Below are 23,905 nucleotides of genomic sequence, written 5' to 3'. Positions count from 1 at the left end.
TTTTTAAGGTGCTTTAGTTCCAAACATATTCATTTTTGGTTTGGGAATTTCTTTGTTATGTTTAGCTGCCAAATCCATGGCTTTAACATATAAATCAAGTTTTTGATCGAGTGTTAATTCTTTTTTTTCAGACATCAAGACAGCTTGAGCAAATTTTTCTTTGTCAATATAAATCATTTATTCCATCCCCTTTTTGTTATTTATTTCTTTCATTATAACAAATTTCAAGAGAAAAAAGTGTTTTAAAGAATTGAATATTTAATGAATTTTTCAAAAAATGGGTAAAAAGATGTTATAATATGTAGATAGATAAAAATTAGATGAAGGGGTAGAAAGAATGAATCCAGAAGATTTTATAACAGAATTATCTCATTTAAAAGCGATCCTTATATTAGATAAAAAGGTTGATATGAATCGATTTAATGTATTATATCAAGCTGCACAAAACGCGATGTTTAAGGGAGAAAGAATCAATAAAGAGTTGATGGAAGAATTTCTTTATTTTAGAAGTCTAATAGGACACCAATGATTAAGATAGAGAAGGGGTGAAAAAATGAAAAATATTGTTAGATTAATGAGTCTATTACTTATCATTGGGGCATATAATACACGTTTTTCGTTTTTATCATTGAATATTTTATTAGCTTATATCCCTTTAGAGCTATCATTTCAATTTTTTCGTGTCAAGAAGAATAGTTTGAAAATAGGGTTAGCAGCTTTATTTATGTTATATTTCCCTAATATTCCTTATTTAGTGACAGATATTATTCATATGGATATTTTAGATATTTATAACCATTTTACAGGAGATAGCATTAAAAATTTAGGTGATTGGACATTGACTGTGGTATTATTTTTAGCGGTTTTTAGTTTTGTTTTAATTGGGTTTGGTCAATTGTTAAAACTATTAAATTATATTAAAAATCGTTATGCCCTAAACATGACTCAAGTCAGTTTGATATTAATTGCTGCGTGTTTGTTATCATCACTAGGAATTTATGCTGGTAGATTTCCACCGAGGTTTCATTCAATTGATATTTTTGTTAGACCTTGGTATGTGTTTAAAACCATTTTTCTTAACTGGTCACTCGTCAAATTAGAAATAGTATTCCTTTTTTTAATTCTTCACTTAGCGATTGTTGGTGTGATGACAATGAATAAACAATTATCAAAATTAAAATAAAAAGCACATCACCTTTAGTGAATTAATGAAGGTGACGTGCTTTTTTTAGTAGTGTTCAGCGCCTTTTTTAAGGAAGGTTAAAGAAAGTGTGGCTAAAATACCTAAAGCAAAGAAATAAATAAAAGCAGATAAATAGGATTCAGAACCATCGACTAGTGAACCAATAATGATTTGTGCTGTTGCGCCTCCTAGAATACCACCAGTTGAAATAGTAGAGTAACTTGGTGCAAAGTGCTTACCAGTAAATACTTTCAGAGGGATTGTCATAAGGGTTACAAAGGCAACTGTCATAGACAATGTTGCTAATCCTAAGACGAGAATAAATAGGACAAGAGAATGGAGATAATAAGATAAAAAGACTAATGATGAACCAATCGTTGCCATAATCATAATCACCAGTGTATCCTTCTCAGAAAAAAACTTACTTACAACATAACTTCCACCAATGGCTCCAACGAGAGAAAACACCCCAACGCATGAACTGACAATACCAGATTGAGTCAGTGTAATGCCACGTTGACTTGTTAAAAAGCTTGGTAACCAGTTGTTAATACCGTAAAGTAAACTATTGACAAAAAATGCGGCAGCAAAAAGTATCCAAATATTTCGGTTTTTCCAAATATTCAGTAAGGATACTTTTTCAGAATCTTCTTCAACGATTTCGTTTGATTGTTTATTCGGTGTAGGAATACTTCTTGCAATAATAAAAGAAGCTAAAATAGCCAGAATAGTCAGTAACATATAAGCAAATTTCCAATTATATTTATCGATAATTGGTGATAGTAGAATAGGTCCCACAATGCCAGCAATACCTGAAGAAGAAATGAGAATGCCTTTAGCAAATGTTCTGCGTTCTAAAGGGAAATGATCAATGATCTCCTTACTAGAAGCGGAAGGGTAACCAGAATGAGCCAGCATTCCTGTTAATAATCTAATGGCTAAGAGCATTGTCACGGTTTCTCCAAAACTGAAGATAAAATCAAAAACACCAATCATAAAGACAGACCAAATAAGGACTTTCTTTGCCCCAAATTGATTAATCGCAAAACTCATAGGAACCTGCATAATAGCGTAACCAATAAAGAAAGCACTTAAAATGAGTCCTTTTTGACTTTCAGTCATAGGAATATCCTTGCTAATGGAGATGATGGAAATCCCAACAGATAATTTATCAATATAGACAATCACATAACCTAGAAATAATGTGGATAATAGTAAAGATAAATTAACTTGTTTTTTTGTATTGTTCATAGACGTGTCCTTTCTAAAAAAATATCATCATTTAATAAATATACAGTTTTTTAAAAACGTTGTAAATTGAAAAATCAAAAGCTTCATTATTTTTTCGAAAAAAAACTAACTTTGCAAGATACATTATTTTATTATAGAATAAATGATGTTGCCGTGAATAGGGCGAATACCTGTTCTTTACATCGGCGTAAAAGTAGCCTATTATTGATTAGAACAAGCAACTAACTTGTTTACGTAATGATGGTAGAAAAGGAGTTTACCTATGTCAAAAGAAATAAATAGACAATACGATGATTCATCCATTCAAGTATTAGAAGGTCTAGAGGCGGTAAGAAAACGTCCAGGGATGTATATTGGATCAACAGACTCTAAAGGATTGCATCATTTGGTTTTTGAGATTTTTGATAATGCGGTTGACGAAGCGTTATCTGGTTATGGAACAGAAATTGATGTAACAATACATAAAGACAATAGTATTAGTGTACGAGATTATGGTAGAGGGATGCCAACAGGAATGCATGCTTCTGGAAAGCCAACGATTGAAGTAATTTTTACCATACTGCATGCAGGTGGAAAATTTGGTCAAGGTGGTTATAAAACCTCAGGAGGTCTTCATGGTGTTGGGGCAAGTGTGGTTAATGCCTTATCAAGTACATTAACAGTGGAAACCGTTAAAGATGGTCAGAAGGCAACCTTATCGTTTAAAGATGGTGGGCACCCTGATGGAAAGTTTACAAAGGTGAAAACCTCGATTAAACAAAATGGCTCAACGATTACATTTAAGCCAGATGCGTCCATTTTTTCAACAACGGTTTTTTCTTATGATGTCTTATCAGAACGTCTAAGAGAATCTGCCTTTCTATTGAAAGGTATTAAAATTACGTTAACTGATGAACGTGAAGGGCAAGAAAAAGAAGATGTCTTTTTATATGAAGATGGAATCAAGGAATTTATTGCTTACTTAAATGAAAGCAAAGATGATTTGTCTCCAATCATTTATTTTGCCGGAGAAAAAGAAGGAATCGAAGTCGAATTTTCCTTCCAGTACAATGATGGCTATTCTGAAAATATTTTATCTTTTGTTAATAACGTGCGTACAAGAGATGGTGGAACACATGAAATTGGAATGAAAACGGCGTTAACAAAATCATTTAACGAATACGCTAGAAAAACTGGTTTATTAAAAGAAAAAGATAAAAATCTTGAAGGTAGCGACTTTAGAGAAGGGCTGTCAGCGATTATTAGTGTGCGTATACCAGAAAACTTGCTTCAATTTGAGGGGCAAACAAAAGGGAAATTAGGTACACCAGTTGCTAGGACGATTGTTGATACAGTTATTAGTGATCAATTAGGATTTTATTTATTAGAAAACAATGATTTATCTCAAATGCTTGTTAAAAAAGCGCTGAAAGCACGAGAAGCACGAGAAGCGGCACGTAAAGCACGAGAAGACAGCCGTAACGGCAAGAAACGTCGTAAAGGGGAATCTTTACTATCTGGTAAATTAACTCCGGCACAATCACGTAACCCAAAGAAAAACGAATTGTACTTAGTCGAAGGGGACTCTGCCGGAGGGTCTGCTAAACAAGGTCGCGACAGAAAATTCCAAGCGATTTTACCACTTCGAGGAAAAGTCATTAATACGGAAAAAGCTAAACTACAAGACATATTAAAAAATGAAGAAATCAACACCATGATTTATACCATTGGTGCTGGTGTTGGCCCTGATTTTCAACTAGATGATGTCAATTATGATAAAGTCATCATTATGACCGATGCGGATACAGATGGGGCCCATATTCAAGTGTTATTATTGACGTTTTTCTATCGTTACATGAAACCTCTTGTCGAAGCAGGAAAAGTTTATATCGCTTTGCCACCGCTTTATCGTGTGAGTAAAGGTCGCGGTAAGACTGAACAGCTTGAATATGCGTGGACAGATGATGAAATGAATAATATTACCAAAAAAATGGGTAAAGGCTATTTAATTCAACGCTACAAAGGTCTTGGTGAAATGAATGCTGATCAACTATGGGAAACAACGATGAACCCTGATACAAGAACATTGATTCGTGTGACGATTGATGACTCAGCAAGAGCAGAAAGACGTGTGACAACGTTGATGGGCGATAAAGTAGAGCCCCGCCGCAAATGGATTGAAGAACATGTTCAATTTACGTTAGAAGAAGATGGTAGTATCTTAGAAAATCATGACATTTTAGAGGAACACGTGACATCTGATAATAAAACAGTTGAAGAAATCAATCTATTTGATTAGCGAGTACCAACAAAAGGGAGAGAACAAGAATGAATCAAGAACATGGGATTCAAAATCTTAGTCTAGAAGATGTAATGGGAGACCGTTTTGGACGTTATTCAAAATACATCATTCAAGATAGAGCATTACCCGATATAAGGGATGGACTAAAACCTGTTCAACGCCGGATTTTATTTTCAATGAATAAGGATGGCAATACTTACGAAAAAAGTTTTAGAAAATCAGCTAAATCGGTCGGAAACATCATGGGGAATTACCATCCCCATGGTGATAGTAGTATTTATGAAGCAATGGTTCGTATGAGTCAAGATTGGAAGTTACGCGAGCCGTTAATTGAAATGCATGGGAATAACGGGAGTATGGATGGCGACCCTCCTGCTGCGATGCGTTATACTGAAGCACGTTTATCAAAACTTAGTGGTGAATTATTAAAAGATATCGAAAAAGAAACCGTGGATTTTGTTTGGAACTTTGATGACACAGAAAAAGAACCAACTGTTTTACCTGCAGGATTTCCGAATCTTTTAGTTAATGGGTCAACAGGGATTTCAGCTGGGTATGCAACAGAAATTCCGACACATAATTTAGGTGAAGTCATTGATGGCACGATTTACTTAGTCGATCATCCAAATGCTAGTGTGGAAAAATTAATGGAATTTATTCCTGGACCAGATTTTCCAACAGGCGCGATTCTTCAAGGAAAAAAAGAATTGAAGAAAGCTTATGAAACAGGAAAAGGTCGAGTAATTATTCGTTCTAAAACTGAAATTGAACCACTTAAAGGTGGACGTGAACAAATTGTGATTACTGAAATTCCTTATGAAGTGAATAAGGCCAACTTAGTGAAAAAAATGGATGAATTGCGTTTAACAAAACGTGTTGAAGGAATATCTGAAGTTAGAGATGAAACAGATAGAATGGGTTTACGTATTGTGGTGGAGCTTCGTAAGGAAGTCGACGCAGAAGGTATTTTAAACTACCTACTTAAAAACACGGAACTTCAAGTGAATTATAACTTTAATATGGTAGCCATCAATAAACTTCGTCCACAACAAGTTGGGTTGAAAGATATTTTAGAGGGCTATATTACTCACCGTAAACAAGTGATTATCGACCGTAGTCAGTTTGATTTAACTAAAGCGAAGAAACGTGAACATATTGTACTAGGCTTGATGAAAGCTTTATCCATCTTGGATGATGTGATTCGCATTATTCGTCAAAGTAAAGACAGAAAGAATGCCAAAGATAATTTGATTTCAGCACATGACTTTAGTGAAGAGCAAGCAGAAGCGATTGTGTCATTGCAATTATATCGCTTGACTAACACTGATATTACAGCTCTTGAGCAAGAAGCAGCTGAGTTAGAACAATTGATTAAATCACTTGAATCAATCATTAATAACCCAAATGAGTTGTTAAAAGTCATGAAAAAAGAATTACGTGAAGTGAAGAAAAATTATGACACTGACAGAAGAACAGTGTTAGAAGATAAGATCGAAGAAATCAATATCGAAACAGCAGTTATCGTGCCACAAGAAGATGTCATGGTGAGTGTGACGCGTGAAGGGTATGTTAAACGAAGTAGTTTAAGATCGTACGGTGCATCAAAAGATGATGCCATTGACATGAAAGAATCAGATGAGCTAATTTATGCTGGACAATTAAATACTCATCATCATGTATTATTTGTGACAACTAAAGGAAATATTATTTATCGACCTGTGCATGAATTAACAGATAAAAAATGGAAAGATGTTGGTGAACATTTTTCACAAACGCTAAGTACACTTCTTCCAAATGAGCAAATATTAAAAGTCTTTCCTTATGAAACACTTGATGAGACGAAAGAATTTGTCTTTGTCACAAAGGAAGGTATGATTAAACGAACGCTAATGAGCGAATTTGCTAGTTGGCGTACTTATAAGAGCCGTCCGTTGATGTGTATGAAACTTAAAACAGACACAGATGAATTGATTAGTGCAAACCTGATCTCAACTCAAATAGAGTATGAAGTCACCTTGATAAGTCACTTAGGATTTGGATTACGTTATGATTTAAGCGATGTGCCAACAGTTGGAGCAAAAGCGTCTGGCGTTAAAGCCATGAATTTAAAAGAGGGAGATTATTTGGTTTCCAGTCATATTTTCCCAATTAGTACGGCAGAACATTTGGTGACAGTCGTGACACAACGTGGATCAGTCAAGAAAATGGATGTATTAGAGATTAGTAAGTTAGGGCGAGCAAAACGTGGTTTGATGGTTTTAAGAGAATTGAAAAGTCAACCGCATCGCGTTTTTTCTGCTGTCTCAACAAATCGTGATGATGAATTTATTACAGTTGAAACTCAAAATGGTTCAAGCTATACAGTTGATATAAAGGACATCCCTATAAACGATAGAACGTCTAATGGTTCATTTGTTTCGAATGAAAAAGTAGATGGAGAAGTGGTTAAATTAACTATTTCACAAAAAGAAAAAGAAGATTAATAAAAAGAAGAAATCTTTAAAAGGTTTCTTCTTTTTTCTGTTATATGACACGACTCAAAATGTAACCGCTGTTATAATACAGATAGGTACAGGAAATAAAACAGATAAGCAGAAAAACTTCCTTAATAAAATTTTAAGAAAGTCACTAAAGCTAGGGGTTAAACGGTAATTGTGTTTTTTTTAACAAAATTAGTATTTTTTTTCACTATAACACTTGTGCAAATCTGTTTTTGTGTTATACTGAACATGTAAATAAATGAAATATAAAACTTTGAAACAACTAACTTAAGGAGGTTCTCATATTATGGGATACTGGGATGGATTTAAAGGTAGTAAATGGCGCACACAAGTGGATGTTAGAGATTTTATTCAAGCAAACTACACAGAGTATAAAGGTGACGACAGTTTCTTAGAGCCAGCTGCTGATAGCACAGAAAAATTATGGACTAAATTACAAGAATTATTTGAAGTTCAACATGAAAAAAATGGTGTTTATGACATGGATAACAACATCCCTGCTACAGTAACATCACATGAACCAGGTTACTTAATCAAAGAAGAAGAAAAAATCGTAGGATTGCAAACAGATGTACCATTGAAACAAGCCTTTATGCCATTTGGTGGTATCAACATGGCAAACAATGCCTTAGTATCTAATGGTTATGAAGTGGATGACGAAATGACAAAAATCTTCAGTGACTGGAGAAAAACTCATAACCAAGGTGTATTTGATGCTTATACACCAGAAATGAGAGCCGCTCGTAAAAATAAAATTATCACTGGTCTTCCAGATGCTTATGGTCGTGGACGTATTATCGGTGACTATCGTCGTTTAGCATTATACGGAATTGACTTCTTAATTGCTGAAAAGAAAAAAGACTTATCTAACGTAGGTAACAAAGTGATGACAGATGATGTTATCCGTTTACGTGAAGAAGTGTCTGATCAAATCAAAGCGTTAGTTGACATTAAAGAAATGGCTACTTACTACGGATTTGATATTTCTAAACCTGCTAAAAACGCTCAAGAAGCTATCCAATGGGTATACTTCGGTTACTTAGCAGCCATTAAATCACAAAATGGTGCCGCTATGTCAATCGGACGCATCTCTGCATTCTTAGATATCTATATCCAACGTGACTTAGAAAATGGCGTAATCAACGAAGCTGAAGCACAAGAATTAATTGACCACTTAATTATGAAATTACGTATGGTTAAATTCGCTCGTACGCCTGAATACAACCAATTATTCTCTGGATACCCAATTTGGGCAACATTATCAATTGCTGGTATGGGAATTGACGGACGTTCATTAGTAACTAAAAATGATTTCCGTATCTTACATACCTTAACAAACATGGGACCATCTCCAGAACCAAACTTAACAGTATTGTATTCTTCTCATTTACCAGAAGGATTCAGAACTTACGCAGCTAAAATTGCGAAAGAAAGTTCTTCAATCCAATTTGAAAATGACGATTTATTACGTGCTAACTGGGGATCAGATGACTGTGCGATTGCTTGTTGTGTGTCTGCCACTGTTATGGGTAAAGACATGCAATTCTTCGGAGCTCGTGCTAACTTAGCAAAAGCTGTGTTATATGCAATCAACGGTGGGATTGACGAAGTGACTAAAGCACAAGTTGCACCTCGTTTCCGTCCAATGACTGGTGATACATTAAACTATGATGAATTCATCACTCGTTATAAAGATATGTTAGATTGGTTAGCAGAATTATATGTAAATACATTAAACGTTATCCATTACATGCATGATAAATATGCTTATGAAGCACCACAATTAGCATTCATGGATACTGACTTAAAACGTACATTCGCAACAGGTATCGCTGGTATCTCACATGCGGCTGATAGTATCATGGCTATCAAACATGGTAACGTTCAAGTTATCCGTGACGAAGATGGATTAGCAGTTGACTATGTACCACAAAATGAGTTCCCAACTTACGGAAATGACAATGAAGAAGCAGATGCTATGGCAAACTGGATCTTAGACTACTTCATGACTCAAATTAAACGTCAACATACTTATAGAAACTCAACACCTACAACATCATTATTAACGATTACTTCTAATGTTGTTTATGGTAAAGCAACTGGTAACACACCAGACGGACGTCGTGCAGGTAAACCATTAGCACCAGGTGCTAACCCAAGTTACCAAGATGGTAAATTCTTAGGTGAGAAAAATGGTCTTTTAGCATCATTAAACTCAACTGCAAGACTTGCTTATACATCAGCTTTAGATGGTATCTCAAATACACAAACTATTAACCCTAATGGTTTAGGTAAAGATGATGATACTCGAATTAACAACTTACGTAATGTAATGGATGGTTACTTCGATAAAGGAGGATATCACTTGAACGTGAACGTCTTTACAACTGATTTATTATTAGACGCTCAAGCTCATCCAGAAAAATATCCAAACTTAACTATCCGTGTATCTGGATATGCTGTTAAATTCCGTGATTTAACACCTGAACAACAAGCAGACGTTATTTCTCGTACAGCTCATGATAGAATGTAATTAAATCATTAGTAAAATAAAAGGATGGCTGTTTTAGCGGTCATCCTTTTTTTAAAGCAAAGTTAGGAAGTGACTAAAATGACAGAATCAGTAACAGGAAGAATTCATTCGACAGAAAATTTAGGGACAGTTGATGGTCCTGGCGTTCGTTTTATCGTATTTATGCAAGGGTGTAAAATGCGTTGCCAGTTTTGTCATAATCCTGACACATGGAAAATCGGTGGAGGACGTGAAGTGACAACTGATGAAATACTGGAAGAAGCTTTACGTTATAAATCTTACTGGGGAGAAGATGGGGGTATCACTATAAGTGGTGGTGAGCCATTACTTCAACTTGACTTCATCATTGATTTATTTAAAAAAGCAAAAAAACATGGGATTCATACGACGGTGGACACATGTGGTAAACCATTTACATTTGACGAACCATTTTTTAGTAAATTCAATGAAATGTTGAAATACACTGATCTGTTTCTTTTTGATATCAAACATATCGATCAACAAGGTCACAAAGAACTAACCATGCACACAAATGATAATATTTTAGAAATGGCAAAGTATTTGTCTGATATTGGTCAGCCAGTTTGGATTCGTCATGTGTTGGTTCCTCAAAGAACGGATTATGATGAGTATTTAATTCGATTGGATAATTTTATTAAAGAATTAAAAAATGTCGATAAAGTTGAAGTATTGCCATATCACACAATGGGTCTTTTCAAATGGAAGGACTTAGGAATTGATTACCCATTAAAAGGCATTGACCCACCAACTCAAGAGCGAGTAAAAAATGCCCAAGAATTACTTCATACGGCAGACTATAATAAGTATAAAGAAAAACGTGCAGTGAAATAATGAATGACCTAGAAGTGTTATCTTCTAGGTTTTTTAGTTTGTATGGAAAGAATGATGTTAAAGTCATTCTTAAGTAGGATTTTATTTTCATAAAACATACTTTATAATAAAATTGTATTAAGAAAACCAAAAGGAGAGAATGAGCAATGAAAAAAATAATCTTATTAAGTAGTGTGGTTTTATCATTAGGAGTGTTTGCAGGGTGTTCATCGCAAAACACGGATTCGGGTAAGACGACTAAGTCATCAAGCTCACAAGTTTCAGCTTCAAGTAACTCAGTTAGTTCATCAACGAGTGAATCAAGTGCAAGTGAAACAGTTTATAAGGTGAGTTTATCAGACGCGATAGAAACATATAAAGAAACTTATCCAAATACTGATATCATATCAATTAGTTTAGATACTAGTTTTGGGCAAACAGTTTATGATATTGAAGGCATAGATGACAATAAAGAATATTCAATAAAAATCAACACTGATACAAAAGAATTAAAAAAAGAACGCGAAGAAAATTTAGATCGTGACGAAAGAAATGGTATTAAACGTAGAGAGAACAAACTTGATTTAACTAATTTAAAAGATATGAAAGAAATATTTGATATTGCTTTGAAAGAAGCTGGTTCTGGCAAAATAGATGATTGGGAAATCAAAGAAGATATGGGCGTGACTTATTGGGACGTATCAATTAAAGATGGTATGACAAAAGAAATTGAGTACAAGATTAATGCCCAAACTGGAGAAATTATTGAAACAGATGCAGATTAAATAAAAAGCAGATAGGTTAGCTATAACGACTAACCTATCTGTTTTTTACATAGTTTTATTTAGTTTGGTGATAAAATAAAATGTTAATGCTGTGTGAATAATAAATAAACTAACGAGTGTTGCTGTAATCCAAAGAGCTTGTTGTGTGGCGGATGTGATCAGAGATAAAATAACAACTAAGATGGATAAAATAGAGCCAGATTTTGCTAGTGCCATAGTGCGTATTTCAATGTTACGAGGGTCATTTTCTTCTATTTTATATTGTTTGGCATATTGGGGGTTGGTAACAAATTTTTTGTATTTCAGTAAGTTTGCAATCGCTCCTCCAATAAATCCTGAGCCAAGGCCAATTGAAATAGAGGATAAGTTTGATTGAATTAATAAACCGATAAGTAGTAAGATTACTCCAATGGTAAATAAGATGAAACTTGCAATTTTTTTCTTTTTCATGTGTGTTCTCCTTTTAATCGTTTTCTTCTAATAAAAAAATGTCTTCAACAGGGATATTAAAAAAATTTCCAATCTTTAGTGCTAGGATAATAGAAGGATTATATTTTCCTTTTTCAAGTGAAATGATGGTTTGTCTAGAAATATTTAACACACTGGCTAAGTCTTGTTGAGTCATTTTTTTCTCTTTTCTAATGTTAGCTAAATTGTTTTTCATAGCCCCTCCTTTTGTAAAGTATCCTTTACATTTACAGATTACTAAAGACGATTAAAAATGTCAAGTCAGCTTTACATTCTTAATTTTAAAATTTTCTGCTTATTGATGATAAAAATTGTGATATAATACAAATTGTATGACATTAATTGGAGGGATATATAACTATGACAAAGGTATTAATTTTTGGTCATCAAAATCCGGATACAGATGCAATTGCTTCAGCAATCTCATTTGCTTATCTACAAAATAAACTAGGTGTAGAAGCGGAAGCCGTTGCTTTAGGAACACCAAATGAGGAAACAACGTATGCATTAAACTATTTTAACGTGGATGCACCAAGAGTGATTGAAAGTTGTTCCAATGAAACAACACAAGTGATGTTAGTCGATCACAATGAAGCACAACAAAGTGTGAGTGACATTAAAGAATTAGACGTATTAGCTGTAGTGGATCATCACCGTATTGCAAACTTTGAAACAGCTAATCCATTGTATTATCGTGCTGAGCCAGTTGGTTGTACGAATACAATCATCTTAAAAATCTATAAAGAACATGGCATTGACATTCCAAAAGATGTTGCAGGAATGATGCTTTCAGCGATTGTTTCTGATTCATTACTATTCAAATCACCAACCTGTACGGATGAAGACATTAAAGCAGCAAAAGAATTAGCTGAAATTGCTGGTGTTGATTTAGACGTTTATGGATTGGATATGTTAAAAGCAGGAACCAATCTTTCAACTAAAACTGCATTAGAATTAATCAATGCGGATGCCAAAACTTTCCCAATGGGCGATAAATCAGTTCGTATTGGTCAAGTTAATACAGTAGACGTGAATGACGTATTAGCTCGTCAAGCAGAATTAGAAGAAGCGATGGCAAAAGAAAACACTGATAACGGGTTTGATTTATTTATCTTAGTGATTACAAATATTTTAGATAGTAATTCAGTGGCTCTTGTTGTTGGGGAACCAAAAGAAAAAGTGGAAGCAGCCTTTGATGTGACATTGGAAAATAATACAGCTGAATTAGCTGGCGTCGTGTCACGTAAAAAACAAGTGGTTCCACCACTAACAAACGCATTTAATGCATAAAAACCTAAAAATCTCTGAGGAAACTTGGAGATTTTTTTCAAATGAGGCGTTAATTTAATGTATCAATTTATAACATTACAAACAGAACAGACTTATCGGTCATTAATGCAAGATAAAGCATTTCAACAAGTCGTTAATTTTATGATTGAACAAGGAAAAAGTGTGACCTTACGCGATATGAAACGTGCCTTGCCTGATGTGGAAGAGATTGAAGTGGTAATCGAAACATGGATATCAGCTGGACTTATCACACGTTATCATGGACGATATGAGTTAGTTGGATACGTGATGTCCGAAGAAAAACAAGAGGAATTAAAACAGACCTATCAGTCATTTTTTTTATCTTGTGTGGAAAAATTAAACGCTAAATGTAGACAATTGGATTTATCGACAAAAGACGTTGCTTTTTATTTACTATATGCCTTGCATCAAAAAATACAAGGCAATATAGCTTTGGGTCAGTATGTAGAAGATACCCCAGCATTAGCTAAGATAAAGCAGTTGCCTTTCTATTTTCAACAATTAACTGGTAAAAAAACAGAATGGTTATCGTTTGAAAATTTAACCAATTTAGCTGAATGTGTCAGTTTGCCAAGTTTTTTTTATGAAGAAACTTACCGAGAAAACACACGAGCGCCTCAGTTTTTATTGTTAGAAAAACGATTGGGCGATGTAAATGAGTCTTATTTTTTAACATATGCTGAACGAAAGTTACGTCGTATTGAAAAAGGACGAATCATATCATCCGATACACTTGATATTTTTTTAGACGCACTTGTCACGTTGGGTTATTTGACCATAGAGGCACGTCATTACAAGTTAAATGTATTAAGTGTTGAGGAACATGTATTAGAAGAGATTCATCAAGAGCTGGATCCAATCATTGAGTTATTTGATGAAACCTTTAATAGGCCCTGGGAGATAGTGGTAATTTATACTCTCTTAGATGCGATGGATTTAGTAGATACGTTGGAACATTATCCTACTCTATTTGGGCTTAAACCGCTTTAGGCATAAAAGTTGGATTAACCTTGGTCTCTTTATATAATAAAGAGAGAAATGAGGGGAAACGTTATGTTTGAAAAAGTTTATGACATCAATCAATTAAATGAACAAGTGTCTCAAGAAGGATTGACGATGGTTTATTTTGGTCAACCAAATTGTAGTGTTTGTCACGGATTGAAACCACAAGTAGAGAAAAAATTAGCTGAATTTAGTGAAGATGTGACATTTTTAGAAGTGAATACGTTTGATATACCAGAAGTATCTGGAAAATATCAAGTAATGACAGTACCTGTCATATTATTGTTCTTAGATGGCAGAGAATATTTAAGAAAAGCAAGGTTTGTTCCCATTGAGGAATTATATAAAGATGTAAAAAAAATCGTCGATGGTGTCAATAGCATGGGCTAGCCTTTAGAGGAGATAAGACATGAAAGTATTTAAACGAATTTTTTCTATTTTAATTTTAGTTATCATTATTGGCGGAATAGGTTATTACTTTTATACTGAACAAGTAAAAGGTGGTGCACCTGATATTGTAGCAAAAGATACCGGAAGTATTGACTTATCAAAAATAGAGCAAACGGATGATTCCAAAACGACTACTGAAGGGAAATATACAGAAGAATTTGAATCATGGGATGCACTAGATGATAAAGCTAAAGATGGTATTTATGTGTTAGATCAATACCCTGACAAGTCATTGTATCTAATCTCTGCAACGAAACAAGCTGATGGAAAAATTGTTGCAGTGTTTGATGATGAGCCAATTAAAGACAAATAATAATAATTTGGACAGTGTTTTATATTTAAAAAAACATTGTCTTTTTTTGTTATGTTATATTTTATTAACTATACCACTTTTAAATAGATGCCGTTTAGAATGATGTATGAAGCAATAGGTCTTTATTTTAACAAATAAAATAAGCAAGTATTCATCCATGGGTTTAGGGGTGAATACTTGCTTTAATTACTGGATTCTTCCAATGTAATTACTCCTTAACAAGTTGATTTAAGTTATCTTTAGCTTCTTCAATTGTTGCGCCTGTTGCAAAGATTTCATCGTTTGTTGCATCAAATACAATAAAGATATTTTCATCAGTATTTAATGTCACACGGTATTGAATGGCTTGTTGTGTAAATACCATCATACATTCCTCCTTTAAAAAACATTCATGGAAGACTCACGTCAACCACATTACTAATTTAACATATACCAATTATTTAATCAACTAATTTACCATGAAGTTTATGAATAGATTGTAAACATTATGTAAAAAAATATAATTATCAAAAGTAAAAATTGTATAAAATAAAAGAAATAACTAAACAGATTAAATTTATTTTTATATAAAAATAAATTTATTGAATAGTATACAGATAATTTGTTGGATAAAAAACTATTTACTTTGCAGAAAACGTTATTTATACTTCTATTTATTGTTATTTTTAGGAGGGATTTTTATGGAATGGATTAAATTAATTGGTATTCTGATTATTTTAGTCGGGTTTATTTTTAAGTTTGATACGATTGCTGTTGTCATTGTTGCGGCATTATCAACAGCTCTTGTATCAGGTATGTCATTATACGAATTTTTTACAATGTTAGGTGAAGCGTTTGTTAATAATCGTTTGGTGACAATATTTCTATTAACCTTACCAATGATTGGCTTATCTGAACGATTTGGATTAAGACAACAGGCAGTTATTTTAATAAAGAAAATAAAGGGACTCACACCCGGAAAATTTATTACACTATATACTGCACTACGTGAATTAGCCGGTTTATTTGGGATTCGTTTGTCTGGGCATCCTCAGTTTGTGCGTCCAATTGTTAACCCAATGGCTCAAGCAGCTGCCAAACATACTTATGGGGATATTTCAAAAGAAGACGAAGATAAAATTAAAGCAAGAGCTGCAGCAAACGAAAATTTTGCTAACTTTTTCGCTCAAAATACCTTTATTGCCTCAGCAGGTGTACTATTGATTTATGGTACGTTAAAAGATTTAGGTTATAAAGTAAGTGATGCAAGTATTGCACGTATGGCGTTACTTGTGGCGGTGATTGCTTTAATTCTTTCTGCTGCGTCAAACTGGTTATTTGATAAAAAATTAGCTAAAAAATACAATAAAATAAAAGGAGTAGACAAGTAATGGCACAATATATTCCTGCAATTTTAGAATTCTTTTACATTTTGATTGGTCTACTTTCTATGATGACAGCTGTTCGTTGTTTTAAAGACGAGACCAATAGTGCCCGTATTGGTACTGGGCTTTTTTGGTTAATTCTTGGGGTGGTTTTTGCGGCTGGAAAACTAATACCTTATGTCGTATCAGGTGTGTTATTAGCTATTATGGGTGTTTTAACTTTATTCAAACAAGTAAAAGTTGGTCAATTAGCCGATATTAGTGAAGAAGAAGGTCAAAAATCAGCCGAAAGAATCGGAAGTTGGATCTTTTTCCCATCGGTTTTATTAGCAGTTGTCGCTGTGGTGATTTCGTACACACCACTTGGAGGGCAAGTGGGGATTGGTTTGGCTTCGATTGTCGCATTAATTGTGGCGATGGTGATTACGAAAGCTCCGCCAAAAACAGCATTGGAAGATACTGATCGCATGTTACAATCGGTGGGGACGACAGGTATTTTGCCACAGTTACTAGCAGCACTTGGTATGGTATTTAATGCAGCAGGTGTAGGTGATGTGATCTCCCATGCTATTTCGGGTATTGTTCCAGAAGGCAATCGTTTAGCTGGAGTTATAGCATATTGCTTAGGCATGATGATATTTACAATGGTAATGGGAAATGCGTTTGCGGCGTTTACTGTTATTACAGCAGGAATTGGTGTTCCATTTGTGATGATGCAAGGAGGGGACCCTGTTGTTGCTGGGACACTTGCGATGACGGCAGGATTTTGTGGGACACTCTTAACCCCAATGGCTGCTAATTTCAATGCATTACCTGTGGCTTTACTTGAGATGGATGATACCAATGGTGTGATAAAAGCCCAAGCACCAATGGCTATCATGATGATTATCATTCATATCATTTTAATGTATGTATTAGCATTTTAAAAAAGAAAGGACAGAGAAAGATGAAACTATTAGTAACAGGTTTTGATCCCTTTGGAGGGGAATCAACTAATCCAGCTCTTGAAGCAGTAAAACAATTACCAGATGAAATAAGTGGGGCAGAAATTATTAAATTAGAAATACCAACTGTTTTTAATAAGTCGAAAGAGGTTGTGCAAGAAGCCATGATAAAACATCAGCCAGACGTTGTGGTGAATGTTGGTCAAGCTGGTGGACGATTTTCTGTGACGCCAGAACGAGTGGCAATCAATGTAGATGACGCACGTATTCCAGATAATGAAGGCAACCAACCAATTGATGAAGTGATTCAAGAAGATGGTCAAGCAGCTTATTTCACTCAATTACCCGTCAAAGCGATGGTAGCTTCCATGAAAGAAGCTGGCTTACCTGGAGCTGTATCAAATACGGCAGGAACATTTGTCTGCAATCATATTATGTATCAAGTTCAATATCTGATTGATAAGGAATTTCCAAATGTAAAAGGTGGGTTTATTCATGTTCCATTTATCCCGTCACAAGTGATTGATAAGCCAAATCAACCAAGCATGAGTTTAAAAGATATTGTACGCTCACTCGAAAAATCACTTGAAGCTATTGTATTGTTTGACAATAAGAAGGATATTCGAGTGATTGGTGGAGAAACACACTAATTTCGGAGGCCAAAAAAATAAGAAGATAACGTGAAGAAAAAAAGCGTTTATCTTCTTTTTTTTATTAAAATAATCATTAAGTTAGAAAAAATTGAAACTAATTAGTGAATAATAGCTCAAAGATTAAATATTTATTTAAAAAAACAGCGCAATCATTGAAATATTTGACATTGTTTTGTAAAGTTATTTAGGTGCTTATATAACGATTATGTCCATTTTAGTTCCATGTACGTTCTAAAAAGAGTATACTATTAGAAGAAATGTGAGGTAGGTGTTAGTTTGATATTTAATTTTGTGGGAATGTTAATGACAGTAGTGGGTGTCATTTATCTGATTTTTCCTTCTAGAAGACGAGAAAATAAATACGGATATCGTACGCAGCGAGCAAGATACACAGATGCCACATTTAAGTATGCTCAAAAAGTTGCTGCTAAAATCTTGCTTTTGATTGGAGTGACAACATGGTTAATTGGTTTTTTAATAAAGAGTAGTGGTATAACACAATTCTTTATTTTAGAAATATTTTTGATAGCAATACCTATTATTAGTGTGTTCTATCAGATTGAACGACGCCTTGAGTTGTTCAATGATGAGCTTGACCGAGAAATTAGTAAAACTAAAGAGGAGGATACACATGAAATTATTAATGATTGAAGACAACGAGTCTGTCTCAGAAATGATGAAAATGTTTTTTTTGAATGAGGAATGGGACGTTACATTTAAAGATGATGGAAAAGAAGGGTTAGATGTCTTTTTAGAAGACCCAACATCTTGGGATATGATTACGCTAGATTTAAATTTACCAACAATGGATGGTGTGAGTGTCTGCCGTGAAATGAGAAAACATTCGTCATCAGTTCCGATCGTGATGTTAACTGCAAGAGATTCTGAAAGTGATCAAGTCATTGGACTAGAAATGGGAGCAGACGACTATGTCACAAAACCATTTAGCCCTATCACATTAATCGCTAGAATTAAAGCATTACATAGAAGAGCTCAAATCAAAGAAGATGGTGACGGAAATACAGATCATGGTATAAATGACGACTTTGATGTGAAAACAGAACATTTTAAAATTAACATTAAAACACGTGAAGCGTACTTTGATGATGAATTAGTGAGTGGTTTAACACCAAAAGAATTTGATTTATTATTAACATTAGCGAGAAAACCAAGACAAGTATTCTCTCGTGAAAAATTATTGGAATTAGTTTGGGATTACCAATATTTTGGTGATGAACGAACAGTTGATGCGCACATCAAAAAATTAAGACAAAAAATTGAAAAAGTTGGTCCGCAAGTGATTCAAACCGTTTGGGGAGTTGGATACAAATTTGACGATTCAAACATTAAAGAGTAGTGCGTTATGAAATACCTACTCCAACAGATGATTGCGTTTGTTGTGATTATTTTGACGGTATTAATCATTTTTGGCATCTCGTTTCGTTCGTACACTAGGCGAACGGTGACAGAAACCTCTTATGCTCAATTGAAAGGATACTCTGATACCATCATTGATAATATTAAACAACAAAATTGGACGCTTCAACAATCCCTTGATACGTCACAGTCTGTGTTGAAAAAACAAAAAGTAGCCTTTACGATGCTTAACCCAGATTTAACGGTGAGTTATCCAGTAGAATTTGAAGGACAAAGTGGTTCGAGTTATGTGACTAAAGCAGAGTTGGATTCGTTAAAAAATGGAAACACGATAAAAAAGACAGTAAAAGATACGCACTTATCAAATAATAGTCAACCAACATCATTGTTTATTCAACCACTTTTTTCTTCACCAGATTTAAAATTTATGGGGCTTTTATTGGTTTCTAGACCAGACAGTAGTATCGACGCTAGTTTGAAATCACTGACCAATGACTTATTTAAAGGTTTTTTAATTTCAACCATTATTGCCATTTGGTTGAGTTACTTTTTAGCGAAATTTCAAGTTAAACGAATTGATCGCATGAAACAAGCAACTAACCAATTAGCTAATGGAAATTATGATGTGCAAATTAAAGTGAAAGATAAAGGTGATGAACTAGATGAGCTTGCTTCTGACTTTAATTTACTCGCTATTGCGTTAAAAGAGTCTCAAGAAGAAATTGAGCGCCAAGAAGAGCGACGCCGTAATTTTATGGCAGACGTGGCTCATGAAATGCGAACCCCTTTAACAACAATTAATGGTCTTTTGGAAGGCATTTCTTATGGAGCCATACCAAAAGATCAAGAAGAAAAATGCATTACACTCATGCAGAATGAAACCAGACGATTGATTCGTTTAGTGAATGAAAACCTTGATTATGAGAAAATTCGAACCAATCAAATTAAAATGATTATGCAACAATTTAATGCAACTGAAGTGTTAGAATTAATCATTGAACAACTAAAAGGTAAGGCTGGGGATAAAAATGATCAACTTATTCTAGACACAACTGAACCAATTATGGTATGTGCTGATTATGATCGATTTGTTCAAGTTGTGGTAAACATTACAACCAATGCCATCCAATTTACACAAGACGGAGAGATTAGATTGTCTCTATCACGTTTAGAAAATGCGACAGTTGTCTCTATTTCTGATAATGGAATTGGAATGGATAAAGAGCAACAAAAAAATATGTGGGATAGATATTATAAAGCTGATCCATCAAGGAAAAATACAAAATATGGTGAATCAGGATTAGGTCTATCGATTGTCGATCAGTTAGTGAAACTTCATAAAGGCTCTATCCAAGTCATTAGTGAGTTGGGTGTTGGAACCACTTTTAAAGTGACGTTTCCAGATCATGAGATTAAAAAATAACTATTGGCCAAAAGGGACGGTCTTCGTCGTCTTTTTTGGCTTTTATTTGTTTTTACTATCTCTTTAGTGATTTTTTTGATACACTTTTAACTAGACAATATTATGATAAAGAGAACAGGTGAGCGTGTGAAAGAAAATTTTACGTATCCAATGAATCCAGATTGGACAACGGATGAATTAATAAAAGTGATGGGAATTTGGCAAGCAGTCGAACAAGCGTATGAATCAAAAATAGACATCAATGATTTTTTGAATTCATATAATGAGTTTAAACAGGTGGTTAAAAGTATCGGTGAAGAACGCCAATTAGGTCGTGAGTTTGAAGAAGTTAGTGGTTATTCCCTGTATCGTGTGGTGCAACTAGCAAGAAAAAAACAATCAGGTTTGATTAAGAGAAAGGATTTAGTGAATGGATAACAAACAATTAATGTTACAAGTCAAACAGTGGATTGAAGAAGCAGGTCAATACATTAAAGACGAGTTAAAAAAAGTGGTGAAAGTAGAAGAAAAAACGAATCGCAGTGATTTGGTAACAAATGTTGATAAAGGAACTGAAGCTTTTTTAGTAAAAAAAATAAACGAAGCGTATCCCAATGATTTAATTATTGGCGAAGAAGGAACTGGAAGAGATGTTTCTTCAACCAAAGGGCGTATTTGGATTATTGATCCAATTGATGGCACATTGAATTTTGTCAAACAACAAGAAAATTTTTGTGTGATGATTGGCATTTTTGAAGACGGAAACCCATTATTAGGGTTTATCTATGACGTGATGAAAGATGAGTTTATATACGGTGGTCCTTCTACGGGTGTTTATTTAAATGGTACCCCATTACATGCTCCAGAAGATAGTTCTCTAGCAGATGGACTGCTAGGCTGTAACGTGGGAATGTATTCAGAGAATTATGAGCACAGTCGTGAGATTGCCTCAGCAGCTATTGGCGTTAGAATGTTAGGTTGTGCGGGGTTAGATTTTTTAAATGTCCTTCGAGGTACGCAAAATGCTTATATTTCTAATCTAGCTCCTTGGGATTTTGCAGCAGGGACTGTTTTATCACAAACGTTAGGGTTAGTTTGTCGTCAATTTCCTGATTTAGATTATAATATATTAGGAAAACGTCAGTATTTTATTGTCGCAACACCACAGACTTTTCGTGATATTCAAAAATTTTTTTAAAAATAAGTGAAAAATGAAAAACTTTCACTTTTTTTCATGTAATTTTTTTGTTATACTGAATAGTCGGTTAATTTAAGCGAGGATTAATCGCTTATGTTTTTTAAACAGTAAGGAGAGTATATAATAGTGAAATTAAGAGAAGATATTCGTAATGTGGCAATTATTGCCCACGTTGACCATGGTAAAACAACTTTGGTAGACGAGTTGTTAAAACAATCTGATACATTGGAAGGCCATACACAGTTACAAGAACGTGCAATGGACTCTGGTGATATTGAAAAAGAACGTGGTATTACGATTTTAGCTAAAAATACAGCCATCAACTATGCTGGAAAACACATCAATATCTTGGACACACCAGGACATGCGGACTTTGGTGGAGAAGTTGAACGTATCATGAAAATGGTAGACGGTGTGGTACTTGTTGTTGATGCGTATGAAGGAACAATGCCTCAAACACGTTTCGTGTTGAAAAAAGCGTTAGAGCAAAAATTAACACCAATCGTGGTTGTAAATAAAATTGACAAACCAACTGCTCGTCCAGCTGAAGTAGTGGATGAAGTATTAGAATTATTCATCGAGCTTGGTGCAGATGATGACCAATTAGAATTCCCAGTAGTTTATGCTGCTGCTGTAAACGGAACATCAAGTTTATCTGATGATCCAGCTGATCAAGAGCACACAATGAGTCACGTACTAGATTCAATTATTGAGCATATTCCAGCTCCAGTTGATAATAGTGATGAACCATTACAATTCCAAGTATCCTTACTTGATTACAATGATTACGTTGGACGTATTGGGATTGGACGTGTTTTCCGTGGAACAATCAAAGTTGGGGACCAAGTTGCCTTAATGAAATTAGATGGCGAAGTGAAGAAATTCCGTGTCACTAAATTATTAGGTTTCTTAGGATTAACTCGTGTGGAAATTAATGAAGCCAAAGCCGGTGATTTGATTGCCATCTCAGGTATGGAAGATATCTTCGTTGGGGAAACGGTAACACCTGTGGACCACCAAGATGCTCTACCAATCCTACACATTGATGAGCCAACATTACAAATGACTTTCTTAGTTAACAACTCTCCATTTGCAGGCCGTGAAGGTAAATATGTGACTGCTCGTAAAATCGAAGAACGTCTACAAAACCAATTACAAACAGATGTGTCTCTTAAAGTGGAAGAAACTGAATCACCAGATAAATGGATTGTTTCTGGACGTGGGGAATTGCATTTGTCTATCTTAATCGAAAATATGCGTCGTGAAGGATATGAGTTACAAGTATCTCGTCCAAGCGTTATTTATCGTGACGTTGATGGCGTCTTATGTGAGCCATTTGAGCGCGTGCAAATTGACACACCTGAAGAGTACATGGGTGGCGTTATCGAGTCATTAGGCCAACGTAAAGCAGAAATGCAAGACATGATCAACTCAGGTAACGGACAAGTCCGTTTAATCTTCTTAGCTCCTGCTCGTGGGTTAATTGGTTACTCAACTGAATTTATGTCATTAACTCGTGGATATGGTATCATGAACCACACGTTTGACTCATACTTACCAGTAATCTCTGGCTTAGTAAGTGGTCGTCGTAACGGTGCCTTAGTATCTATCGACCAAGGTAAAGCAACAACATATTCTATCATGAGTATTGAAGAACGTGGGACTGTCTTTGTTGAGCCAGGTACAGAAGTATACGAAGGAATGATCGTGGGCCAAAACTCTCGTGAAAATGACTTAGGTGTTAACATTACAAAAGCAAAACAAATGACTAACGTGCGTTCTGCAACAAAAGACCAAACATCAGTGATTAAAAAACCAAAAATCTTAACATTAGAAGAATCATTACAATTCTTAAATGACGATGAATACTGTGAAGTAACACCAGAAAGCATTCGTTTAAGAAAACAAATCTTAAACAAAGCTGAACGTGAAAAAGCAGCGAAACGTAAAAAACAAGCAGACAATGCTTAATTAATTTGAAAAGACTGGCAAGTTTACTTGTCAGTCTTTTTTTATTTTATCGATAATAAGAACTTTTTGAAGTCGTTATCTTTAAAA

At 34.5% G+C, this 23,905-nt stretch carries 25 protein-coding genes; 20 read left to right on the top strand and 5 right to left on the bottom strand.

Annotated elements, in window-relative coordinates; translation table 11 throughout:
• Positions 1-3: 3 nt before the first annotated feature.
• Entirely contained in the window at positions 4-177 is a 174-nt protein-coding gene (locus tag G314FT_RS07950; RefSeq protein ID WP_257700329.1) for a hypothetical protein, read from the bottom strand.
• Positions 178-337: 160 nt separating this feature from the next.
• Between G314FT_RS07950 and G314FT_RS07945 the strand changes: the two genes are divergently transcribed.
• Both G314FT_RS07945 and G314FT_RS07940 read left to right on the top strand, forming a co-directional pair.
• Entirely contained in the window at positions 338-529 is a 192-nt protein-coding gene (locus G314FT_RS07945) for a hypothetical protein (protein WP_257700319.1), read from the top strand.
• A gap of 24 nt (positions 530-553) precedes the next feature.
• Positions 554-1,183 (top strand): DUF1361 domain-containing protein, encoded by a 630-nt coding sequence (locus G314FT_RS07940; RefSeq protein WP_257700317.1) that lies wholly within the window; start codon positions 554-556, stop codon positions 1,181-1,183.
• A gap of 45 nt (positions 1,184-1,228) precedes the next feature.
• On the opposite strand, the gene G314FT_RS07935 is transcribed toward G314FT_RS07940, so the two are convergent.
• Complete coding sequence (locus tag G314FT_RS07935) at positions 1,229-2,434, bottom strand: MFS transporter (protein ID WP_257700308.1); 1,206 nt, start codon at positions 2,432-2,434, stop codon at positions 1,229-1,231.
• A 262-nt stretch (positions 2,435-2,696) separates the two neighbouring features.
• On the opposite strand from G314FT_RS07935, the gene parE reads away from it, so the two are divergent.
• The 5 genes from parE to G314FT_RS07910 all read left to right on the top strand — a co-directional run bounded on the left by parE (position 2,697) and on the right by G314FT_RS07910 (position 11,365).
• Positions 2,697-4,712 carry a DNA topoisomerase IV subunit B gene (gene parE / locus G314FT_RS07930; RefSeq protein ID WP_257700306.1) on the top strand — a complete coding sequence of 672 codons (2,016 nt, stop codon included), beginning with the start codon at positions 2,697-2,699 and terminating at the stop codon, positions 4,710-4,712.
• 29 nt (positions 4,713-4,741) lie between these two features.
• Positions 4,742-7,198 (top strand): DNA topoisomerase IV subunit A, encoded by a 2,457-nt coding sequence (parC, locus tag G314FT_RS07925; RefSeq protein WP_257700304.1) that lies wholly within the window; start codon positions 4,742-4,744, stop codon positions 7,196-7,198.
• A gap of 304 nt (positions 7,199-7,502) precedes the next feature.
• On the top strand, positions 7,503-9,749 hold the full coding sequence (gene pflB / locus G314FT_RS07920; RefSeq protein ID WP_257700296.1) for a formate C-acetyltransferase: 2,247 nt from the start codon (positions 7,503-7,505) through the stop codon (positions 9,747-9,749).
• A gap of 78 nt (positions 9,750-9,827) precedes the next feature.
• Positions 9,828-10,601, top strand: coding sequence for a pyruvate formate-lyase-activating protein (gene pflA / locus G314FT_RS07915; protein WP_257700294.1), 774 nt, complete (start codon positions 9,828-9,830; stop codon positions 10,599-10,601).
• 146 nt (positions 10,602-10,747) lie between these two features.
• Entirely contained in the window at positions 10,748-11,365 is a 618-nt protein-coding gene (locus G314FT_RS07910) for a PepSY domain-containing protein (RefSeq protein ID WP_257700292.1), read from the top strand.
• Between the two features lie 45 nt (positions 11,366-11,410).
• Here G314FT_RS07910 and G314FT_RS07905 read toward each other — a convergent pair whose 3' ends face one another.
• Positions 11,411-11,815 (bottom strand): hypothetical protein, encoded by a 405-nt coding sequence (locus tag G314FT_RS07905; protein ID WP_257700291.1) that lies wholly within the window; start codon positions 11,813-11,815, stop codon positions 11,411-11,413.
• Between the two features lie 13 nt (positions 11,816-11,828).
• On the bottom strand, positions 11,829-12,029 hold the full coding sequence (locus G314FT_RS07900) for a helix-turn-helix transcriptional regulator (RefSeq protein ID WP_257700289.1): 201 nt from the start codon (positions 12,027-12,029) through the stop codon (positions 11,829-11,831).
• A gap of 164 nt (positions 12,030-12,193) precedes the next feature.
• On the opposite strand from G314FT_RS07900, the gene G314FT_RS07895 reads away from it, so the two are divergent.
• The 4 genes from G314FT_RS07895 (at position 12,194) to G314FT_RS07880 (ending at position 14,909) form a co-directional block, all read left to right on the top strand.
• Positions 12,194-13,123: a manganese-dependent inorganic pyrophosphatase gene (locus G314FT_RS07895; RefSeq protein ID WP_257700288.1), complete on the top strand. Its 930-nt coding sequence runs from the start codon at positions 12,194-12,196 to the stop codon at positions 13,121-13,123.
• A 57-nt stretch (positions 13,124-13,180) separates the two neighbouring features.
• Positions 13,181-14,134 carry a DUF1803 domain-containing protein gene (locus G314FT_RS07890; protein WP_257700287.1) on the top strand — a complete coding sequence of 318 codons (954 nt, stop codon included), beginning with the start codon at positions 13,181-13,183 and terminating at the stop codon, positions 14,132-14,134.
• A 63-nt stretch (positions 14,135-14,197) separates the two neighbouring features.
• Entirely contained in the window at positions 14,198-14,536 is a 339-nt protein-coding gene (locus G314FT_RS07885; protein ID WP_158559348.1) for a thioredoxin family protein, read from the top strand.
• A 19-nt stretch (positions 14,537-14,555) separates the two neighbouring features.
• Positions 14,556-14,909, top strand: coding sequence for a hypothetical protein (locus G314FT_RS07880; RefSeq protein ID WP_117972275.1), 354 nt, complete (start codon positions 14,556-14,558; stop codon positions 14,907-14,909).
• A 208-nt stretch (positions 14,910-15,117) separates the two neighbouring features.
• On the opposite strand, the gene G314FT_RS07875 is transcribed toward G314FT_RS07880, so the two are convergent.
• Positions 15,118-15,276 (bottom strand): hypothetical protein, encoded by a 159-nt coding sequence (locus G314FT_RS07875; RefSeq protein ID WP_158559350.1) that lies wholly within the window; start codon positions 15,274-15,276, stop codon positions 15,118-15,120.
• Positions 15,277-15,589: 313 nt separating this feature from the next.
• On the opposite strand from G314FT_RS07875, the gene G314FT_RS07870 reads away from it, so the two are divergent.
• From G314FT_RS07870 to typA, 9 genes are all read left to right on the top strand, one after another.
• Positions 15,590-16,279, top strand: a complete 690-nt coding sequence (locus tag G314FT_RS07870; protein WP_257700285.1) for a DUF969 domain-containing protein — start codon at positions 15,590-15,592, stop codon at positions 16,277-16,279.
• The gene (locus tag G314FT_RS07865; protein ID WP_257700276.1) at positions 16,279-17,199 is read left to right on the top strand and encodes a DUF979 domain-containing protein; all 921 of its coding nucleotides are present in this window, start codon (positions 16,279-16,281) and stop codon (positions 17,197-17,199) included. The genes G314FT_RS07870 and G314FT_RS07865 overlap by 1 nt, the downstream gene beginning before the upstream one ends.
• 20 nt (positions 17,200-17,219) lie before the next feature.
• Complete coding sequence (gene pcp / locus G314FT_RS07860) at positions 17,220-17,867, top strand: pyroglutamyl-peptidase I (protein WP_257700274.1); 648 nt, start codon at positions 17,220-17,222, stop codon at positions 17,865-17,867.
• Between the two features lie 279 nt (positions 17,868-18,146).
• On the top strand, positions 18,147-18,521 hold the full coding sequence (locus tag G314FT_RS07855; RefSeq protein WP_257700272.1) for an SdpI family protein: 375 nt from the start codon (positions 18,147-18,149) through the stop codon (positions 18,519-18,521).
• A complete protein-coding gene (locus tag G314FT_RS07850; RefSeq protein WP_257700271.1) occupies positions 18,502-19,227 on the top strand; it encodes a response regulator transcription factor in 726 nt (241 codons plus the stop codon). The genes G314FT_RS07855 and G314FT_RS07850 overlap by 20 nt, the downstream gene beginning before the upstream one ends.
• 6 nt (positions 19,228-19,233) lie before the next feature.
• Positions 19,234-20,670, top strand: a complete 1,437-nt coding sequence (locus tag G314FT_RS07845; RefSeq protein WP_257700260.1) for a sensor histidine kinase — start codon at positions 19,234-19,236, stop codon at positions 20,668-20,670.
• Positions 20,671-20,772: 102 nt separating this feature from the next.
• A complete protein-coding gene (locus G314FT_RS07840; RefSeq protein WP_257700256.1) occupies positions 20,773-21,087 on the top strand; it encodes a UPF0223 family protein in 315 nt (104 codons plus the stop codon).
• Positions 21,080-21,847 (top strand): inositol monophosphatase family protein, encoded by a 768-nt coding sequence (locus tag G314FT_RS07835; RefSeq protein WP_257700255.1) that lies wholly within the window; start codon positions 21,080-21,082, stop codon positions 21,845-21,847. The genes G314FT_RS07840 and G314FT_RS07835 overlap by 8 nt, the downstream gene beginning before the upstream one ends.
• A gap of 126 nt (positions 21,848-21,973) precedes the next feature.
• Positions 21,974-23,818 carry a translational GTPase TypA gene (gene typA / locus G314FT_RS07830; RefSeq protein WP_257700249.1) on the top strand — a complete coding sequence of 615 codons (1,845 nt, stop codon included), beginning with the start codon at positions 21,974-21,976 and terminating at the stop codon, positions 23,816-23,818.
• Positions 23,819-23,905: the final 87 nt, after the last annotated feature.

Source organism: Vagococcus luciliae (genome assembly GCF_024637875.1).
Classification (GTDB): Bacteria; Bacillota; Bacilli; order Lactobacillales; family Vagococcaceae; genus Vagococcus; species Vagococcus luciliae.
This window is presented reverse-complemented; position numbering and strand designations above follow the sequence as displayed.

Excerpts from the sequence above, each read along its gene's own strand:
- G314FT_RS07945 (WP_257700319.1), top strand. The coding sequence starts at position 338 with ATGAATCCAGAAGATTTTATAACAGAATTATCTCATTTAAAAGCGATC.
- G314FT_RS07940 (WP_257700317.1), top strand. The coding sequence starts at position 554 with ATGAAAAATATTGTTAGATTAATGAGTCTATTACTTATCATTGGGGCA.
- parE (WP_257700306.1), top strand. The coding sequence starts at position 2,697 with ATGTCAAAAGAAATAAATAGACAATACGATGATTCATCCATTCAAGTA.
- parC (WP_257700304.1), top strand. The coding sequence starts at position 4,742 with ATGAATCAAGAACATGGGATTCAAAATCTTAGTCTAGAAGATGTAATG.
- G314FT_RS07905 (WP_257700291.1), bottom strand. The coding sequence starts at position 11,815 with ATGAAAAAGAAAAAAATTGCAAGTTTCATCTTATTTACCATTGGAGTA.
- G314FT_RS07895 (WP_257700288.1), top strand. The coding sequence starts at position 12,194 with ATGACAAAGGTATTAATTTTTGGTCATCAAAATCCGGATACAGATGCA.
- G314FT_RS07885 (WP_158559348.1), top strand. The coding sequence starts at position 14,198 with ATGTTTGAAAAAGTTTATGACATCAATCAATTAAATGAACAAGTGTCT.
- G314FT_RS07900 (WP_257700289.1), bottom strand. The coding sequence starts at position 12,029 with ATGAAAAACAATTTAGCTAACATTAGAAAAGAGAAAAAAATGACTCAA.
- G314FT_RS07935 (WP_257700308.1), bottom strand. The coding sequence starts at position 2,434 with ATGAACAATACAAAAAAACAAGTTAATTTATCTTTACTATTATCCACA.
- G314FT_RS07880 (WP_117972275.1), top strand. The coding sequence starts at position 14,556 with ATGAAAGTATTTAAACGAATTTTTTCTATTTTAATTTTAGTTATCATT.
- G314FT_RS07845 (WP_257700260.1), top strand. The coding sequence starts at position 19,234 with ATGAAATACCTACTCCAACAGATGATTGCGTTTGTTGTGATTATTTTG.
- pcp (WP_257700274.1), top strand. The coding sequence starts at position 17,220 with ATGAAACTATTAGTAACAGGTTTTGATCCCTTTGGAGGGGAATCAACT.
- pflB (WP_257700296.1), top strand. The coding sequence starts at position 7,503 with ATGGGATACTGGGATGGATTTAAAGGTAGTAAATGGCGCACACAAGTG.
- G314FT_RS07950 (WP_257700329.1), bottom strand. The coding sequence starts at position 177 with ATGATTTATATTGACAAAGAAAAATTTGCTCAAGCTGTCTTGATGTCT.
- G314FT_RS07870 (WP_257700285.1), top strand. The coding sequence starts at position 15,590 with ATGGAATGGATTAAATTAATTGGTATTCTGATTATTTTAGTCGGGTTT.
- G314FT_RS07850 (WP_257700271.1), top strand. The coding sequence starts at position 18,502 with ATGAAATTATTAATGATTGAAGACAACGAGTCTGTCTCAGAAATGATG.
- G314FT_RS07865 (WP_257700276.1), top strand. The coding sequence starts at position 16,279 with ATGGCACAATATATTCCTGCAATTTTAGAATTCTTTTACATTTTGATT.
- G314FT_RS07910 (WP_257700292.1), top strand. The coding sequence starts at position 10,748 with ATGAAAAAAATAATCTTATTAAGTAGTGTGGTTTTATCATTAGGAGTG.
- G314FT_RS07875 (WP_158559350.1), bottom strand. The coding sequence starts at position 15,276 with ATGATGGTATTTACACAACAAGCCATTCAATACCGTGTGACATTAAAT.
- G314FT_RS07835 (WP_257700255.1), top strand. The coding sequence starts at position 21,080 with ATGGATAACAAACAATTAATGTTACAAGTCAAACAGTGGATTGAAGAA.
- G314FT_RS07890 (WP_257700287.1), top strand. The coding sequence starts at position 13,181 with ATGTATCAATTTATAACATTACAAACAGAACAGACTTATCGGTCATTA.
- G314FT_RS07840 (WP_257700256.1), top strand. The coding sequence starts at position 20,773 with ATGATAAAGAGAACAGGTGAGCGTGTGAAAGAAAATTTTACGTATCCA.
- pflA (WP_257700294.1), top strand. The coding sequence starts at position 9,828 with ATGACAGAATCAGTAACAGGAAGAATTCATTCGACAGAAAATTTAGGG.